This window comes from Calothrix sp. NIES-2098 (assembly GCF_963875125.1).
In the GTDB taxonomy this organism is placed as follows: domain Bacteria; phylum Cyanobacteriota; class Cyanobacteriia; order Cyanobacteriales; family Nostocaceae; genus Aulosira.
On sequence record NZ_CAWNKJ010000001.1, the window covers coordinates 6085050 to 6102480 of the forward strand.

The following is a 17431-nucleotide window of genomic DNA, read 5'->3' on the forward strand; positions in this document are numbered from 1 at the left end:
AGTAGGAGAACTGCTTTGAACAAAAAGGTTAGCATCTGTGTAGCACTTATTACTAATAGCTATGAAAAGCTGTGTTGATGGCAATTATGCTAAGATGCAGGTTTTGTTTTAGCAAGTGATTGGTAGTAGCTGCGATCGCATCTCAAATTGCGCTCGACATCAAACAATTGTTTCCTTTTGCTCAAAGGCTAACAAAGGAACCTGAGTTAGCCTTTTTATTGTGCCCAGACTTGTCATGATTCTTAGTCAAAACTTTAAGAATGAAAAGACTGCTAAAGCACTTACTACATCGCCTTAACTATTGCTGGAGCGAACTTGTGGCTGACTTTAAATATCCTCAGGAAGTAGTTCCGAGATTTTACGGTTCCCATTTTCCAGCGAGATATGTAATGTAATATTGCGCATTGTGTGGACTTAGCAATGTTTCGTAGCAAAACTATGACTTGGGAGCGATATTTTACTGTAGAAATGCGGTTTAATATATTAAAAGACAATTAAATTTATTGGCGCTATTAACAGCATAAGCTCCCAATCAGGAGTTATTCGATGGCTAATAATTTTGATGACTTTTGGGAAAGGTCTGTGCGATAACGCAGATTTCCCGCTATACTAAGACCGCTTTCGCAGAACTTTGGCTGTATACCTATAAGTTGTTATCGGTACGGATTTTGGATTCAAGCTCCTGAATAAAGGTTAACAGACCCATTTTTTGGCACAACTACAAGTTTTTTTGATTTGGATAAATATACATGACTTCTGCTGCTGAACTGCCAGCTAGTTCTGGCTCATCTTTCACGTCACAATACGATCCCAGACATACTCCCCAAAGCGATCCCCTGAGAACTGCAACGGGCGTATATGTCACCGTGCACGGTCACTTTTACCAGCCACCAAGGGAAAATCCATATCTGGACGCGATTGAACGCCAACCGAGTGCTGCACCTTTCCACGATTGGAACGAACGAATTCACTGGGAATGCTATCGGCCAAATGCCTTTGCTAGGGTGCTAAACGATCGGGGCGAAGTCATAGATATCGTGAATAATTACGAGTATATGAGCTTTAATATCGGGCCCACGCTGATGTCCTGGCTAGAACGCTACGATGTCGAGGTTTATCAGCGAATTTTAGAGGCAGATGTTAAGAGTTCCGAACGGTTGAACGGTCATGGTAATGCGATCGCGCAAGTATACAATCACATCATCATGCCCCTCGCCAACGATCGCGACAAATATACCCAAATTCGCTGGGGTAAAGAAGACTTCCGTTCCCGCTTTGGCCGCGATCCCGAAGGTATTTGGTTGGCGGAAACTGCTGTAGACTATGCCACTCTTCAAGCTTTGGTGTCTGAAGGAATTCGCTTTATTGTCCTCGCACCATCGCAAGCACAGCGTTGTCGTCTTCTCCCTACAAAAGACGATCCCCACCCTGAATGGCACGAAGTTGGCGGTAGTCAGATCGATCCCACTCGTCCTTATCGTTGCTATTTGAAGCCCGAACTCAGCATTGCATCTTCACCTTTGAATGCAATTCACCACAGCGATGCTAAAGGTGCATTGGATGATGCAGAATCTGTAGAAGGATTACCCTACATTGATATCTTCTTCTACGATGGGCCGATATCGCGGGATATGGGTTTTAGTGATGTTGTCTATAGTTCCAGTCACTTTGCGGGACGCATCGGTTCAGCAGTGCGCGGGGATCATCGTCCGGCGCAATTAATTTCTGTCGCCACTGATGGCGAAACCTTTGGACATCATAAGAAAGGAACTGAGAAAACTCTCGCCTACGCTTTTACCGGAGAGTTTCCCAATCACGGTTGGACAGTAACCAACTATGCACATTACCTGAGTTTAAACACTCCCACTTGGGAAGTAGAATTAAAGCCCATCACTGCTTGGAGTTGCGCCCACGGTGTCGATAGATGGCAAGATGACTGTGGTTGCGGTGGTGAAGGCGGTGTTTGGCATCAAAAATGGCGTCGTCCGCTGCGCAATGCTTTAAATTGGCTGCGGGATCAACTAATTGAAGTGTATGAAGAATACGGTAAGCAAATATTCCGCGATCCCTGGCTAGCAAGAGATGAATATATTCAAGTAATTCGCGATCGCTCTTCTAGCAATGTTAGTCGTTTTCTCACTCGCCATCAAACCCACAAACTCACCGCCGCCGAACAAGTAGACGCTTTGCGTTTATTAGAAATGCAGCGTCATGCTTTGTTGATGTTTACCAGTTGTGGATGGTTTTTTGAAGAACTTTCCCGCCCGGAAGGGACGCAGATTCTCCGTTATGCTGCCCGTGCTTTAGAATTAGCTGGGGATGTAGCGGGCGTACAGTTAGAAAAAGGTTTCCTCAAACGCCTGGGTTTAGCCCCCAGTAACGTTGACCATTTCAAACACGGTTCGGAAGTGTATCGCCAACTAGTGTTGACTGCCCAGATTAGTTGTCAACAAGTAGCTTCGCACTACGCCATTACTTCTCTGTTTGCCAACCATCAACCAGCACAGATCCGTAATTTTCTATCTGGACAAGATACTAATGGCAAACATCCCCATGTTTCCCAAAAACGAGTTTACTGCTACACCGCAAATGAATTAGATTACCAACTGCAACGTATGGGATCGCTAACTTTGGCGGTTGGCCATTTGCGGCTAGTGTCAGATATTACTTGGGAAAGCGAAGATTTAGTATTTGCAGTGCTGCATTTAGGCGGCTGGGATTTCCACTGCTGCATTCAACCATTTACCGGAAGACGCGACTACAGCCAAATCAAAGAAAAGCTGTTTGCTTCGCTGCAACAAGCGAGTGCGGCGCAAACCATCTTGATCATGACCCAGCTATTTGGCGAAGAAACCTTTAGCTTGCAAAATCTCTTTGCCGAAGAACGCCACCGGATTATGCGGCTGCTGAGTCAAGAAACACTGACACGTTTAGACCAGCTTTATACCCAAGCATATCGCGATAATTACGGCGTGATTGCCGCATTTCACCGCGATGAATTAGCTGTGCCGCGAGAATTGCAAGTAGCAGCCGAGATTGCCTTAGGATATCGCTGTCTGACAACATTGCGATCGCTTGAGCAAGATATCGCCGAACCGCAATTAACTCTCAATCACATCGTAGAATTAGAAGCGATCGCCAACGAAGCCAAGCATCTGCGCTGTCAGTTGGATGTTCCTGAAGGAAAGCAGATATTAGAACAGTTGATTACGCGGTTGCTTTGGCAATTGTTACACGATCCCAATAGCAGCTTAGATGCAGATATGCAATGCTTAGAACGGTTGATTGATGTGGGATATCAGCTAAACTTTGGTATTTCACTGCATCGATCCCAAGAACTGTACTTTAGCTGCTTGCACACGCAAATATTACCGCTGTGTATGTCTAGTATTAATAATGGGCGAGGTACTTATCAATGCGATCGCTTGCTCAAGCTAGGACAAAAGTTAGCTATTGATACGAGTGGCATTGTCAATCAGTTGCGCTAGTAGTTTATCGCGTTAATTTTGAGGGGGTTAAAGAACGAACCGCGAAGTCCGCGAAGTACACGAAGAAGGAAGAAAAAGAAGAGAGATTCAAAAGTTAGTCCTTTTCTTCTTTCCCTCTTCCTTCGCGCCCTTCGCGTCTTTGCGGTTCTTTATCTCTCAATTCTGACTAACCCAAAGAAATTTCATAATAAGGTAACGGATTTTGCCCTACGCCCATTAGCCAACGTGCATCGGGTTTCCAAGCACCGTTGAGTTCTTCGCGGCGGCGGGTGTTGACTGTTAACTTATCGCCTTCAAACTTCAGCAGATTGTATTGCAGCGGATAACCGGGAACCCACTCGCGGACTGGTGCGCCAAATGTACCCGCACAGATGCGATCGAGTTTGCGCCCGTTGGTGCTGAGGTCGTAACGGTATTGGCTGCTTTCGGCTTTGTGGATATGTCCGTGGAGAAAGAAGCGGAACCCAGAGACGGCTAACTGTTCGATAAAGCCTTGGTCTTTGATGCTGTCATCGCCAGCACTGTCTAGGGGATGATGCCAAACAGCAATTTTAATGCAGTTTCTATATTCTTGATTGCGGCGAATTTCACTGAGGGCGTTGCTGAGTGCATTCATGTTAATGCTGGCACGGGATTTGTAATGATGATCCAATTGCCAAGCGGAGTTTAGCCCTAGTATCAGCAGGTTTTGGTTAGGGAAATAATCGAGGGTGTATTGCTGGTGATATTCCAGGGGATAGGATTTACCTTTGATGGCTTGGTAGAAGTTGCTGAAATTGGTAAAGCGCTGTTTGTATTTTTCTTCGTCTCGCACCCGAATTACACTTGCACTTTCTTGGATATATTCGCCTTCTTTGAGTTCTCCGTCATATTCATCACGGTCAATTAGTTGGTAAGCCTTTTTTGCGTGACCCCAATTCAGGTCATGATTACCGGGAACGATAATAATTTGATCGGGGTTGAGGGTGAATTCTTGGCGGAGGTGGGCGAGAAATTCTTCAGCGATTTGGTATTCTTCCGGGGTGCAGTAGTTGGCGATGTCGCCGGAGAGGATGAGGGTATCAAGGTGAGGAATGTTGAGTTCGTTTAGCAAATCGCTTGCTAGTTGGTTAGACCAAAGTTGGGCTTGATTGGGTGTGCTAAAGTGCAGGTCGGAGAGGTGGAGGATGTACATTAAGGAAGCTTTAATAAGCTGGGGTTTTGCCTTAGTAATTGGTTGAGTAAAAGAGTTGTAGTATTTACAGTTTTCTTGTGTTGCTTCAAGTGCTTGTAGAGCATGAACTAGCGTAGATCCATTATTTGCTGCTACAAATTTTTCATTTTTGAGCAGATTCATAAGCAGGGGTATCCCCACCTCTGATTTGATTTCTTTCAGGGCGGATGCCGCAAAATAATACACATTGAAGTCTTCATCTTCTAGCAATTTTAGTAATTGCGGAATCACCTGCTCTGATTGGATTCTTGCCAGAGCAGATGCCGCACTAGAACGTACATTAGAGTCTTTATCTTCTAGCAATTTTAGTAATTGCGGAATCACCTGCTCTGATTGGATTCCTCCCAGAGCAGATGCCGCACTAGAACGTACATTAGAGTCTTTATCTTCTAGCAATTTTAGTAATTGCGAAATCACCTGCTCTGATTGGATTCCTCCCAGAGCAGATGCCGCACTAGAACGTACATTAGAGTCTTTATCTTCTAGCAATTTTAGTAATTGCGGAATCACCTGCTCTGATTGGATTCCTCCCAGAGCAGATGCCGCACTAGAACGTACATTAGAGTCTTTATCTTCTAGCAATTTTAGTAATTGCGAAATCACCTGCTCTGATTGGATTCCTCCCAGAGCAGATGCCGCACTAGAACGTACATTAGAGTCTTTATCTTCTAGCAATTTTAGTAATTGCGGAATCACCTGCTCTGATTTTATTCCTCCCAATGCAGATGCTGCACTAGAACGTACATTAGAGTCTTCATCTTTTAGTAATTTAATTAATCCCGGAATCGCCTGCTCTGATTTAATTTCGTTCAGGGCAAATGCGGCAGTTTTACGCACATCAGAGTCTTCATCTTCGAGCAATTTAATTAATCCCGGAATCGCCTGCTCTGATTTTATTCCTCCTAGGACAAATGCTGCATTAAACTGCACCATAAATTTTTCACATTTTAGCAATTTAATTAATTCTGGAACGGCTATATCTGATTTGATGTTTCGCAACGCTAATGCTGCATTAACCTGCACATCAAGTTTTTCAGATCCTAGCATTTTAATTAATCCTAAAATTGCCACGTCTGATTCAATTTTTCCCAGGGCATACGCTGCATTAATTATTACATCAAAGTCTTCATTTTCTAGTAATTCAATTAATTTTGAAATCGCCTGCTCTGATTTGATTTTTCCCAGGGCAGATGCGGAAATTTTACGCACATCAGAGTCTTCATCTTCTAGTAATTTAATTAATTCTGGAATCGCCTGCTGTGATTTGATTTCTCCCAGGGCAGATGCGGAAATTTTACGCACATCAGAGTCTTCATCTTCTAGCAATTTAATTAATTCTGGAATCGCCTGCTGTGATTTGATTTCTCCCAGGGCAGATGCTGCGCTTCTACGCACATCATAGTTTTCATATTCTAGTAATTTAATTAATTCTGGAATTGCCTGCTCTGATTTGATTCCTCCCAGGGCAGATGCCGCACTTCTACGCACATCATAGTTTTCATATTCTAGTAATTTAATTAAAAGATGATTTGCTTTTTCTGATTTCGTTAAACCTAACAGATGAATTTTAAATAACAGAGGAATTTCTAACTCAGCAACTAAATTAACTGTCTGCTGCTGGAACTCAGACTTAACTGCACCCGCTAACCTTGCCCCTAATTGCCAATCTACCTCTAAAGCTAACTTCACCACTCGTAACGCCTGCGCCTCATCATGCACCAATTCCAGCATCAATTTCAGGGGTTCTGTCCATTTCAAATAATTTAAATACTCTCGCTTGAGACAGTCATCGCTAAAGCTTGGTAACTGCGTGAGCAAACATTCGGCGGTGTAATATTCCTGAATTAGTTGGTGGCGAAATTCAATTTGCTCATTTGCACCAAGTTGAATTAAGTGATGGTTGAGTAAATCTTGCAGCCATTGTAAAGCTCTATCACGGGGTCGATCGAATTTCTCAGCTTTCAAAAACTGGGTTAAAACTTCTTCTGCTTCTGACCTGGGTATGGCAACATTTAAGTCTGTCAGCTTATCCCCTTTGGTCATGTGGAAAGCTAGATGTTTTAATAACGAGAACCACCAGCGCCGGGACTCATCTGTAACTGGGATATCTTGGCGAAATTGACGCTCATAGCTTTGGGTAAACTGGCGAAACACCAAACCCAAGTTAGGCGGTATGTCACCTGTGGCTTTAAATAAAGAACAGAGCATCATCAGCAGCAGTGGCGTTTCCCCAAACTCTCGCAACCTGTCGCCCAACTGCTGCAACATCTGCTCACCTTGTTCTGGGAGATAGGCGCGGACAAACTGCTGCATCTGTTCTGCTGTCAGGGGTTGCATTTCCAGCTTCTTGGTAATGCCCAAATCGCCCCCCACGCCTAAATCCCGCGTGGTGAATATCATCGGCGTGGTTTTTTGGTAGTCTTGCCGGAATTTATACAAGTCTTGTCGCGCTGCTTCTGAGGGCAATTCGTTGATACCATCGACTAACAGCAGTAAGTCGCCAGCAAATAGCAGTTGTTCTATGGTTGCAGTATCCAGCAGTAGGCGATGGCGCTTGCAGAAGTCTCGAATTAAATCCAGTATGGAAGTTTGGTAGTAGCGCAACTCTACCAACACAGGAATCCGTGAGTCCGCCAGGGAATGAATTCCCTGTCTCATAGCTGAAGTCCGTTGAAACGGACTGATAGTAGGAGATTCAGTCGTCTTGAGACGACTTTCGCTATTAGCCGGGAAATTCATTTCTCGGCGGGATTGGGACTCCTCTAGCAATAAACGCGCTAAGGCTGTAGATTTCCCGGAACCTGGCCGCCCTACTAGTAATACGTGTTCTTTAGCATACTTCCGCAAGCCTGCCAGCACATCTAATCGCTCAGTTTGCTCCTGTGCTGCGTTGGGTTCTCCCTTAGCTGGCTTGACAGTCTCCACCATAAAATCCAGCAGTAAGAGCGATCGCTCTTGTTCAACTCGCTGGTGTCCAATTACATCTGTTAGCGTGTAAGCATTCCAGCATTTTACGTATTTCTCATCATTGCAGAGCGATTCTAAATAGCCAGTCCAGTTGACCATAGGGCGTGAGAAAATGGGGAGCTTAGGTAGCGAGTCAGCAGTGCTGAATGCTGAGTTTCGAGGACAACTCAGCTTATTAGAAGTTTAACGTACCAGATTGTGATGTTGAGGTTGCTTGACGGCGTTTTACTGGAGGTGGCGTAAAATTGCGTTCAGGAGACAAAAAATACAAATTATAGGAGTTATTGGTTGAGTCTCATACAATTTCCAGGGCACGGCAGTGCCGATGCCCCTACGGGCGATGATAGAATTTTATACTGCATCTCATGGTGAGGCGCTATCTTCGATGAGTGAAGCAAGGGCGGAGAAAGTTTTTTGGTGAGACAGATATGCGATCGCATCCTTGCCCCTACAATTGCAGTATTTTTGTAATTGAATATCTCTAATGAGGCTTTTAGCTCCATTAACGAGGCTTTTAGCTCCATTAACGAGGCTTTTTACTTCATTAACGAGGCTTTTAGCTCCATTAACGAGGCTTTTAGCTCCATTAACGAGGCTTTTTACTCCGTTAATGAGGCTTTTAGCTCCATTAACGAGGCTTTTAACTCCATTAACGAGGCTTTTTACTCCGTTAATGAGGCTTTTAGCTCCATTAACGAGGCTTTTAGCTCCGTTAACGAGGCTTTTAGCTCCATTAACGAGGCTTTTAGCTCCGTCAGCGAGGCTTTTAGCTCCGTCAATGAAACTCTCAAGGTTCAAGGTTGAAAGCGAAGGTGTTGAAATACTCGCACTTGGGCAATTGTTTCAAAGTCGCGATCGTTGTGAATCAAAAGTAGATTATTTTCCAGTGCAGCTTGAGCGATGCAGCAATCAATTGGGCTGCGAACTGTCAGTCCTTGGCGGCGCAAGTCATAGTAAATGCGAGCAGCAGCCTGCCAGGAATTAGGTGTAAGTTCAATATAATCTTGTGTTTCTAGGTAAGTAGAGAGGAGAGTCCATTCTTGCTCGTTTAAACTCCCTTGAAGCAATTCCAGCTGAGTGAATCGGGTGAGGAACACTTCACGATCGGCAATCAGAGTTTCAAGGTGTTGACGAACTTGACCGCTGCGATCTCGAAATACGCCAATCCAAACCGATGTATCAATCAGCAGCATGACGAGTTTCGCGCAGTGCTTTATGGTCGAAGTCCGAAGCAAACTCAATTTGTCCAGCGAGATCGAGAAGATTCTTCTTGCGACGCGATCGCACAAATTCTTGCAGCGCTAGGCTAATTAGTTCTTCTTGGTTGGTAATCTGAGTAAGCTGTAAGGCTTCATCAAGAAGAGATTCGTCCAGATTGAGAGTAATTTGCATAAGCTGACTATGGAAGAATTAGCTTCAAGCGCAATTGATCTTAAATCTATCGTATCTTTTCGAGAAACTCGATCTCACGTTTAACTAGCGCAGTATTGTACTTTATCTTAATTTCAGTGACTTCTCGTGTTTATGGTAGCTGGACTCGCGTTCTTAAGCGTACTGTCACGCTTAAACGTAAAGGCTAGTAGCTTTTTGTCAGACATCGCTCATAAAATTTGGAAGTAGAAGTAAGGCAGAGGAAATTCGGGAAGTTGTAATTGAACTGGCTGATAAAGGATGCAATGCGATCGCTATTCATTGAAATATTCATTCCCCGCGTCCTCGCATTTCTATCTCACTGCGTCCTTATATATATTTCTATCTGCGATAATCAACTTGCCATCACACTACTTAAGGTAGATTCAGCACTAATAATTGTTGAGACATTCCATTGAATTGAATAGAATTAATACAATATAACAAGATGCACAACGACTTCTAAAACTTAGGTCTTGAGACTGAACAAATTTCTCTATCAATTTGTATCAAGGTCTCAAAACGTAGATTGTTAATACCAGCATTTTTACTTACGTTAAATCCTAGCCTAATAATATCGGCAAACGCCGTAAAATAGCGACCAAGCGGGCAAGATTATATCTACTCATGGCCAAGTTTTAACTAGGTAATAGTAGATTAGTTGTCAAAGTTTGTAGTCAGCAATTAAGCGCTGACTATACAATTACAGCTACTAATCGCATCAACTACACACAACAATCTCCAATTGCGTCTTGAGACATAAATTCTAAAAAAACGCATTTGGTAGGTACTGCAATGACACACATCGAAGGAACCTTTACAGGAGCAGGAGGTCTTGACCTTTATTACCAAAGCTGGCAGCCAGAGGGGGAAGTACGGGCAGTGATTGCTATGGTACACGGGTTCGGAGCGCATAGTGGATTATTCCAAGATGCCGTACAGCATTTACTACCTTTAGGTTATGCTGTCTACGCTTTTGACCTGCGAGGACATGGGCGATCGCCCGGACAACGGGGACATATTAATTCTTGGGCAGAGTTGCGCGAAGATTTGCACACCTTCTTAACACGCATTCAAGAACGCGGATCGGGCTGTGCATATTTTTTGTGGGGTCACAGTTTAGGAGCCGCGATCGCTGTAGATTATGCCTTGCGCTTTCCTCAAAGCTTGCAAGGATTAATCCTCACAGCACCCGCTTTGGGCAAAGTTAACCTACCACTGCTAAAAGTAGCCTTAGGGCGAATGCTTTCACAAGTTTGGCCAAACTTTAGCCTGAAAGTCGGTCTGGATAAAGGCACAAATTTACGCGGCCCGAATGTTGTTGTCAACGAAGACCCATTACGCCATGAGTATGGTAGTGCGCGACTAGCCGCCGAGTTTTTCACTACCGAAAAATGGGTGACAACTCATGCTTCAGAGTTACAAGTCCCGTTGTTAATTATGTATAGTACTGGCGATAAAATTACACCGCCAGAAGGTAGCATAGCGTTTTTCCAAAAGGTAACTTACCCCGACAAAGAAAGCTATGAGTATCCTGGAGACTATCATGACTTTCACATAGATAACAATTACCATAAAATACTAGTAGATTTAGAGAATTGGCTAGAAAAGCATTTGGACGGAGATCTCAACAATCAAGCATCCAAATGTATGATAAAAATACCTAGCCTACACACTGAAAATATTACTCATTGATGGCTTTCTTTGCGAAAAAGATACAAAGGTTGTCGTTGATCCCCAACACGATCTACATTATTATTAGTACAGAAGAGCTTAGTTTAAGGCATTAGGTAGGAAATAACCCTAAGTCTTAAAAAACACTGATTCTGTCTTTAAGAGATACCAAATTGGAAGGAGAAAATTGGCATTTGTCAGGATTTAGGTATTAGAAGTCGGCATCTTAAATATTACCTATCTGGCATGAGGCTGCGCTCAAGTATCTGAAGAGAATGGTTAATTCAACAGAGACTTGGAGCATTTTTATTCAAAATAAAAAATTTGGGAAACAGGAAAATAAGTTCCTCATACCCATATTAGTTATCAGTGAATAGTAAACAAAAACATCTGATAACTAACGATTAATAAATGATAACGAGGGGAAGAGTAAGAAACTCTTCTTGGATAAAATGTTATCTACAGATAAGACTTATAGAGCGCCTCCCAACTCAGGAGAAGTAGTCTTAGGGCGTACTTTGCCTTCTTTATTAGATGAAGCGTGCGATCGCACCCCCAACCCTCGCGCTTTCAACCAGTTTACAGACACGGGCTGGCAACCTGTATCTAATCACGAATTACGCACGGCTGCGGTGGAATTAGCCTTGGGTTTGCTAGATTTGCAGCTAGAAAAAGGCGATCGTATTGCTTTACTCATGCACAGCGATATCAACTTTTGTATTGCTGACATGGGTTCCTTACTCGCAGGTTTGGTAAATGTGCCAATTGATTTAACCCAAACAATTGAACACATTATTTTCATCTTGCAGCACACACAAGCAAAGGCGCTGATTATTTCCAATCTAGAGTTGCTTGCTCAAATTATTCCCTACCTGGAAAATTCAACTTATCTCCAGACAATAATAGTTGTGGATGTTCCTATTGATTGGCATCAACAAGCTGACAAGGGGATGCGGATGAAGGACGCAGAACCGATATCATCCCATCTATTACCTGAAGTCTTTTCATTAGAGCAAATTCGCTCTCAAGGAAGAACCAAAAATTCTGAATTGACTGTAAAAGAACTCAAATCCAACCTAACAGCTGATAACTTAGCAACTATTATTTACATTCCGGGAATTACGGGAGAACCTCAAGGGGTAATGCTCACCCATGAAAATCTCTCGGCGAATGCACTAGCAATGTTTACAGGTATTCCTGATTTAGCATTTGGATCGCAGGAGGTAATTCTTTCATTTCTACCATTAACCCATGTTTTAGCCCGTGTCTTTGTTTACGGTCATATTAACTATGGCCATAGCATTTATTTCAGCAATTCTAATCGGGTATTAAAACATCTGAAAGAAGTCAAACCCACAATATTTGCTACAGTTCCTTTGCTATTAGAAAAAGTTTATAGCAAGCTGATAGAAATAGGAGAGAAAACGAAAACACGGCGAAAAAAAGAACCGGAGAAACGGATAAACTTACCGCATCAGCGCATTACCATCTTACCCTTCAGGTTTCCAACCGCATGGGAAGGAAAAACAGCGCTTGCTACCTTGCGGGAAGCCACAGTCCGGTTGTCCACCACAGGAAGAACCCTGAAAACACATTTACTGTCCCGACGTAACGCTATCTCAACGCGACAACTTGATTTTCCCCTATCCCAATCGATGATGAACTGGGCAGTAAAATTAGCCCAAAAATATGAATTGGGTAAAACACCACAACGTCAAGATGCTTTGATGTTGAAAGTTGCAGATAGGTTAGTATTTTTGCAATGGCGGGCGGTTTTTGGCGGTAATATCAAATACCTACTTAGCGGTGGTGCAGCCTTAAAACCAGAAATTGTGAATCTCTTTGCAGCAGCGGGAATCAAAATTCTCCAAGGCTACGGTTTAACCGAAACGAGTTCAGCAGTAGCTTGTAATCGCAGTCAATTCAACCGTGCAGGAACTGTAGGCGTACCGATTGCTGGTGTAGAAGTTGCGATCGCTGAAGATGGAGAAATTCTCACAAAAAGTCCTTACATCACTCAAGGCTATTACAAAAACCCCGAAGCTACCCAGCAACTAATTGATGCTCAAGGTTGGTTACATACAGGCGACTTAGGAGAATTTACACCGGAAGGCTTTCTCAAAATTACTGGTTTGAAGAAAAGCCGTTTTAAACTCTCCACAGGTAAGTATGTCACATCCCAACCAATAGAAAGCAAACTCAAAAAATCTCCCCTAGTAGCACACGCCGTTACTATCGGTTCGGAATGTAAATTCTGTGCCATGCTGATTTTTCCAGATTTAGAAAACTTACGTCAGCAGACTTTAGCAATTGGTATAGATTTACCTACCGAAGATTTGCTGGAACATCCTTGTATTATCGCTTTATATCAAGCATTAATCGATGAAGCGAATTGTCACTTACCTCATTGGTCAACAGTGAAAAAATTCCAGCTAATTAATACCAAACTCACTATAGAGAATGGGCTGCTGACATCAACTCAGGAGATAAATAGAGCAAAAATTACCGAGGTGTTTGCTCAAGAAATTAATGCAATGTATGAAGAAAAGAGAACGCAAAGACATGGGGATGTCAAGATAGAAAAAATAGATGAGTTATGTCCTGCTAATCCGACATTTTCATGTCCTGCATTTGCGCGATCGCTCAATTCATAACAATTAGACTTCTTGGAAAAGGCGAAAAAATTAACCGCCGATAAACGCTGATAAACGCCGATAAAATTCACTGATAGCAGCCCTTGATTCATAAACTTCTTTCTTCTCTTGGCGCTCTTGGCACGGCAGTTGCTTCAAGTCGGCAAAGCCGCCCAACGCACTGCCTCGACTTGGCGGTTCGATAAATTTCATCATACAAGCAGTCGATTATTTAATCCAAAATCTAAACTCGAAAAAGGAAGGGTGATATATGTTTAAACCGTTCCGAACAGCCGCAGTATTAGGTGCGGGGGTGATGGGAACTCAAATCGCCGCACACCTAGCTAATGCTGGACTAACAGTTCAATTATTGGATATTGCGGCTAAAGGCAATAATAAAAATGATGTCGTGGAAACAGCATTTAAAAAAGCGCTCAAGCAATCTCCACCAATTTTATTTACAGAAAAAACAGCCCGTCGCATCATTTTGGGTAATTTTGACGATCATTTCCACCGCATTGCTAATGTTGATTGGGTAATCGAAGTTGTCGTGGAAAATCTCGCTATTAAACACGATTTGATGGCGCGAATCGAAAGTACAATTCGTGATGATGCTGTAGTCTCTACTAATACTAGTGGCTTGCCCATCAATCAAATTGCTCAAGGGCGTTCTGAATCTTTTCGGAAGCGGTTTTTAGGTACTCACTTTTTTAATCCGCCACGCTATCTAAAATTATTAGAGTTAATTCCTACACCTGATACTGACCAGCACATCCTGGAAAGAATGCAATGGTTTGGCAGAATACACCTGGGTAAAGGTGTAGTAGTAGCCAAAGACACACCAAACTTTATTGCCAACCGCATCGGTATGTATGCAACCATGCTGGGGATAAAGGGTGTAACTGAACAAGGTTACACAATTGAAGAAATTGATACCTTAACGGGAGTAATTGCCGGACGACCAAAATCAGCTACATTCCGTACTGCTGATGTGGTAGGGCTAGATACATTGATGTATGTAGCACACAACCTTTACCCAGCTATTCCCCACGATGAAAGCCGCGAAGTTTTACGAGTACCGCTTTTAATGAAGAAACTCGTAGAAACGGGAACGTTAGGATCAAAAACAGGGCAAGGATTTTACAAAAAGCAAGGTAAAGAAATTCTCTCGATTAATCCCACGACGCTGGCTTATGAAGCAGCTAAACCACTGGATTTAGGGGATATTGAGGCAATTGGGAAAATTAGCGATCTAGGCGATCGCCTGCGCAAACTCTATCACGATCCTGGTCGGGCAGGAGCCTTCTTCCGCAAATCAACCTTAGAAATCTTAGGTTACAGCGCCCGTCGTATTCCCGAAATTGCCGACAGACCCGCAGATATTGACCGGGCAATTCGTTGGGGTTTCGGCTGGGAACTCGGCCCCTTTGAAATTTGGGATGTGCTTGGCTTTGAAACTGTAGTAGCAGACATGAAAGCTACTGATATCACCGTGCCAGAGTGGGTAGAAAAGATGCGTGATAATGGCGTGCATAGTTTCTATCAAAAAGACCGACTATCTTGGGCTGAACACAAAGTAGTTGATGCTTGTGCTGTTTGTATTAGCGAACAACCAAAAGCCCCAACCGATGAAATTCTCATACCAGCTATCAAAGAAGATGCCAAAAATATCTTGTGGCAAAACTCAGAAGCTTCTTTGTTGGATATAGGCGATGGAGTAGTTTTGTATGAGTTTCATTCCAAAGGCCATACCCTGACTTTAAAAGTCGTAGAAGGATTAGCTGCGGTATTAGATATTATCGAAAACAGCGATTACCGAGGATTGGTCATTGGTAACGAAAGTGCAAACTTCTCTGGCGGTGCGAATTTGGCAGAAATGGCCATGTTGGCACAGACCGATAACGGTAAAGGCATTGCCGATTTAATCGTCAAGTTCCAAGCCTTACTGCAACGCATTAAATATTTCCCCAAACCAATTGTTGCTGCAATTATCGGGCGAGTGTTAGGTGGAGGTTGTGAATTAGTCTTAGCTTGTCCCCATGTAGTCGCCGCCGCAGAAACTTACATCGGACTGGTAGAACTCAGTGTAGGTTTGATTCCTGGTGCTGGCGGAATTATGCGCATGGTGACTTGGGCTGCTGACAAAGCCGCAAGCGAGTCACCCCAAGATATTCAACCCTTCCTCAGGAAAGTGTTTGAAACGATTGGCATGGCTAAAGTTTCTAATAGTGCCTATGAAGGGCAAGAATTGGGCTTCCTCTCACCCACAACCAAGATAGTGATGAATTCCGACCGAATTTTGTCTGTAGCGAAAGAGGAAGTGCTGTGTCTAGACAAAATAGGTTATATGCCCCCACCAGAACGTAACGCCATCATGGTGCTAGGGCGTACAGGGCGGGCAATGTTAGAACACGCCGCCTATGTGATGCAGCAGGGAGGTTTTATTTCTGAGTATGACCATTATTTAGCTAGCCGCTTGGCGTATGTCATGACTGGTGGGGAACTAACTACGCCTGCGTTGGTTAATGAGGACTATTTATCGAAATTGGAAAGAGAGTCCTTTTTACCACTATTACTGCAACCGAAAACTCAGGAACGGTTTGCTCATACTTTGAAAACCAAAAAGCCTCTTAGAAACTAACGTACAAACCCTTTTAAACCCTCTTACCTTTGTGCCCTTCGTGTCCTTCGTGGTTCGTTAAAAAAATTCGGAACGAACCACGAAGGCGCAAAGAACGCGAAGGAAGAGAAGAAAGAGAATTTTCTCTTTTGCCTTATTTTTCAATAGGTGGGAGTTATTTATGAAAGATGCCTATATAGTGAGTAGCGTTCGCACACCTGTAGGAAAAGCGCCACGAGGTACGCTACATAATATGCGTCCTGATGATATGGGTGCAGTTGTAGTTAAAGCCGCAATTGAAAAAGTTAAAGACTTAGAACCTGTATACATTGATGATGTAATTATGGGTTGTGCTTTTCCAGAAGCAGAACAGGGATTCAATATCGGGCGGTTAATTGCCCAACGTGCAGGTTTACCTGATTCTGTGGCAGGTATGACTGTGAATCGCTTCTGTGCTTCGGGGCTGCAAAGTATTGCGATCGCAACTCAAGCAATTATGGCAGGACACGCGGAAGTCATTGTTGCAGGTGGTGCAGAATCGATGAGTTTGATTCCGATGGGCGGACATTATTTGGCTCCCAACCCAGCAATGATGATCGATACGCCCAAGGTTTACTGCACGATGGGGATTACAGCCGAAAACGTCATGCAGCATTACGAAATCTCCCGCCAAGAACAGGATGCTTTTGCGCTGCGTTCCCATGAAAAGGCTTTAGTTGCGATTAGACAAGGTCGGTTTGCAGAGGAAACTGTACCGCTGACAGTACAGGAAGTACTCTATGTTGATGGGACTCCGCGACCGATAGAAAAAGTTTTGACAGTGGATGAAGGGCCGCGTGCTGATACCAGTATGGAAGCCTTGATGAAATTGCAACCTGTATTTCGGATGGGTGGTGCTGTAACTGCGGGTAACTCATCGCAAATGTCAGACGGTGCAGCTGCGACAGTGGTAATGAGCGATCGCATGATGCATATGCTTGATGTCCGTCCAATGGGTAAGATGTTAGGCTATGCAGTTGCAGGTGTCGCCCCGGAAGTTATGGGTATCGGCCCGGTAGAAGCAGTACCGAAAGTCTTAAAACAAGTTGGTTTGACTCTAAACGATATAGGCTTAATCGAACTCAACGAGGCTTTTGCTGCTCAAAGTTTAGCTGTCATTCGCAAACTCGGACTCAACGAGGAAATCGTTAACGTCAACGGTGGTGCGATCGCCCTTGGTCATCCTCTCGGTTGTACTGGTGCGAAACTCACAGCTACTCTCTTCCACGAAATGAAACGGCGTAGCGTCCGTTATGGTTTGGTGACGATGTGTGTAGGTGGTGGAATGGGCGCAGCGGCGGTGTTTGAGAATTTGATGATTTAAGGCAGAACGAACCGCATAGACGCAAAGCGACTTCCCGCAGGGTAGGACGCAAAGGACACGAAG

General features: G+C 43.7%; 10 protein-coding genes. 5 read left to right on the forward strand and 5 right to left on the reverse strand.

From position 1 onward, the window contains the following. Nucleotides 1-749 precede the first annotated feature (749 nt). Nucleotides 750-3488 carry a DUF3536 domain-containing protein gene (locus tag AACU33_RS25520; RefSeq protein WP_096591853.1) on the forward strand — a complete coding sequence of 913 codons (2739 nt, stop codon included), beginning with the start codon at nt 750-752 and terminating at the stop codon, nt 3486-3488. A 166-nt stretch (nt 3489-3654) separates the two neighbouring features. Here the strand turns inward: AACU33_RS25520 and AACU33_RS25525 are convergent, their stop codons facing one another. The 4 genes from AACU33_RS25525 to AACU33_RS25540 form a co-directional block, all read right to left on the reverse strand. Then, nucleotides 3655-7767 (reverse strand): HEAT repeat domain-containing protein, encoded by a 4113-nt coding sequence (locus AACU33_RS25525; RefSeq protein ID WP_096591856.1) that lies wholly within the window; start codon nt 7765-7767, stop codon nt 3655-3657. 264 nt (nt 7768-8031) lie between these two features. After that, nucleotides 8032-8466 (reverse strand): hypothetical protein, encoded by a 435-nt coding sequence (locus tag AACU33_RS25530; protein ID WP_096591858.1) that lies wholly within the window; start codon nt 8464-8466, stop codon nt 8032-8034. After that, nucleotides 8463-8861 carry a type II toxin-antitoxin system VapC family toxin gene (vapC, locus tag AACU33_RS25535; RefSeq protein ID WP_096591861.1) on the reverse strand — a complete coding sequence of 133 codons (399 nt, stop codon included), beginning with the start codon at nt 8859-8861 and terminating at the stop codon, nt 8463-8465. The genes AACU33_RS25530 and vapC overlap by 4 nt, the downstream gene beginning before the upstream one ends. Continuing rightward, the gene (locus tag AACU33_RS25540) at nt 8848-9060 is read right to left on the reverse strand and encodes a type II toxin-antitoxin system VapB family antitoxin (protein ID WP_096591863.1); all 213 of its coding nucleotides are present in this window, start codon (nt 9058-9060) and stop codon (nt 8848-8850) included. Before AACU33_RS25540 ends, vapC begins: the two co-directional genes overlap by 14 nt. An 813-nt stretch (nt 9061-9873) precedes the next feature. Here AACU33_RS25540 and AACU33_RS25545 point away from each other — a divergent pair. Together AACU33_RS25545 and AACU33_RS25550 are read left to right on the forward strand one after the other, a co-directional pair. Further along, nucleotides 9874-10773 (forward strand): alpha/beta hydrolase, encoded by a 900-nt coding sequence (locus AACU33_RS25545; RefSeq protein WP_096591866.1) that lies wholly within the window; start codon nt 9874-9876, stop codon nt 10771-10773. 431 nt (nt 10774-11204) lie between these two features. Then, nucleotides 11205-13406 (forward strand): AMP-dependent synthetase/ligase, encoded by a 2202-nt coding sequence (locus tag AACU33_RS25550; RefSeq protein ID WP_096591868.1) that lies wholly within the window; start codon nt 11205-11207, stop codon nt 13404-13406. Nucleotides 13407-13436: 30 nt separating this feature from the next. Here the strand turns inward: AACU33_RS25550 and AACU33_RS25555 are convergent, their stop codons facing one another. Continuing rightward, entirely contained in the window at nt 13437-13601 is a 165-nt protein-coding gene (locus AACU33_RS25555; protein WP_339376285.1) for a hypothetical protein, read from the reverse strand. Between the two features lie 55 nt (nt 13602-13656). Here AACU33_RS25555 and AACU33_RS25560 point away from each other — a divergent pair, with 55 nt between their 5' ends. Further along, nucleotides 13657-16026 (forward strand): 3-hydroxyacyl-CoA dehydrogenase/enoyl-CoA hydratase family protein, encoded by a 2370-nt coding sequence (locus AACU33_RS25560; RefSeq protein ID WP_096591872.1) that lies wholly within the window; start codon nt 13657-13659, stop codon nt 16024-16026. A gap of 160 nt (nt 16027-16186) precedes the next feature. Further along, nucleotides 16187-17368, forward strand: a complete 1182-nt coding sequence (locus AACU33_RS25565; RefSeq protein ID WP_096591874.1) for a thiolase family protein — start codon at nt 16187-16189, stop codon at nt 17366-17368. The last annotated feature ends 63 nt before the right edge of the window (nt 17369-17431 follow it).

Excerpts from the sequence above, each read along its gene's own strand:
- AACU33_RS25520 (WP_096591853.1), top strand. The coding sequence starts at position 750 with ATGACTTCTGCTGCTGAACTGCCAGCTAGTTCTGGCTCATCTTTCACG.
- AACU33_RS25525 (WP_096591856.1), bottom strand. The coding sequence starts at position 7,767 with ATGGTCAACTGGACTGGCTATTTAGAATCGCTCTGCAATGATGAGAAA.
- vapC (WP_096591861.1), bottom strand. The coding sequence starts at position 8,861 with ATGCTGCTGATTGATACATCGGTTTGGATTGGCGTATTTCGAGATCGC.
- AACU33_RS25540 (WP_096591863.1), bottom strand. The coding sequence starts at position 9,060 with ATGCAAATTACTCTCAATCTGGACGAATCTCTTCTTGATGAAGCCTTA.
- AACU33_RS25545 (WP_096591866.1), top strand. The coding sequence starts at position 9,874 with ATGACACACATCGAAGGAACCTTTACAGGAGCAGGAGGTCTTGACCTT.
- AACU33_RS25550 (WP_096591868.1), top strand. The coding sequence starts at position 11,205 with ATGTTATCTACAGATAAGACTTATAGAGCGCCTCCCAACTCAGGAGAA.
- AACU33_RS25555 (WP_339376285.1), bottom strand. The coding sequence starts at position 13,601 with ATGATGAAATTTATCGAACCGCCAAGTCGAGGCAGTGCGTTGGGCGGC.
- AACU33_RS25560 (WP_096591872.1), top strand. The coding sequence starts at position 13,657 with ATGTTTAAACCGTTCCGAACAGCCGCAGTATTAGGTGCGGGGGTGATG.
- AACU33_RS25565 (WP_096591874.1), top strand. The coding sequence starts at position 16,187 with ATGAAAGATGCCTATATAGTGAGTAGCGTTCGCACACCTGTAGGAAAA.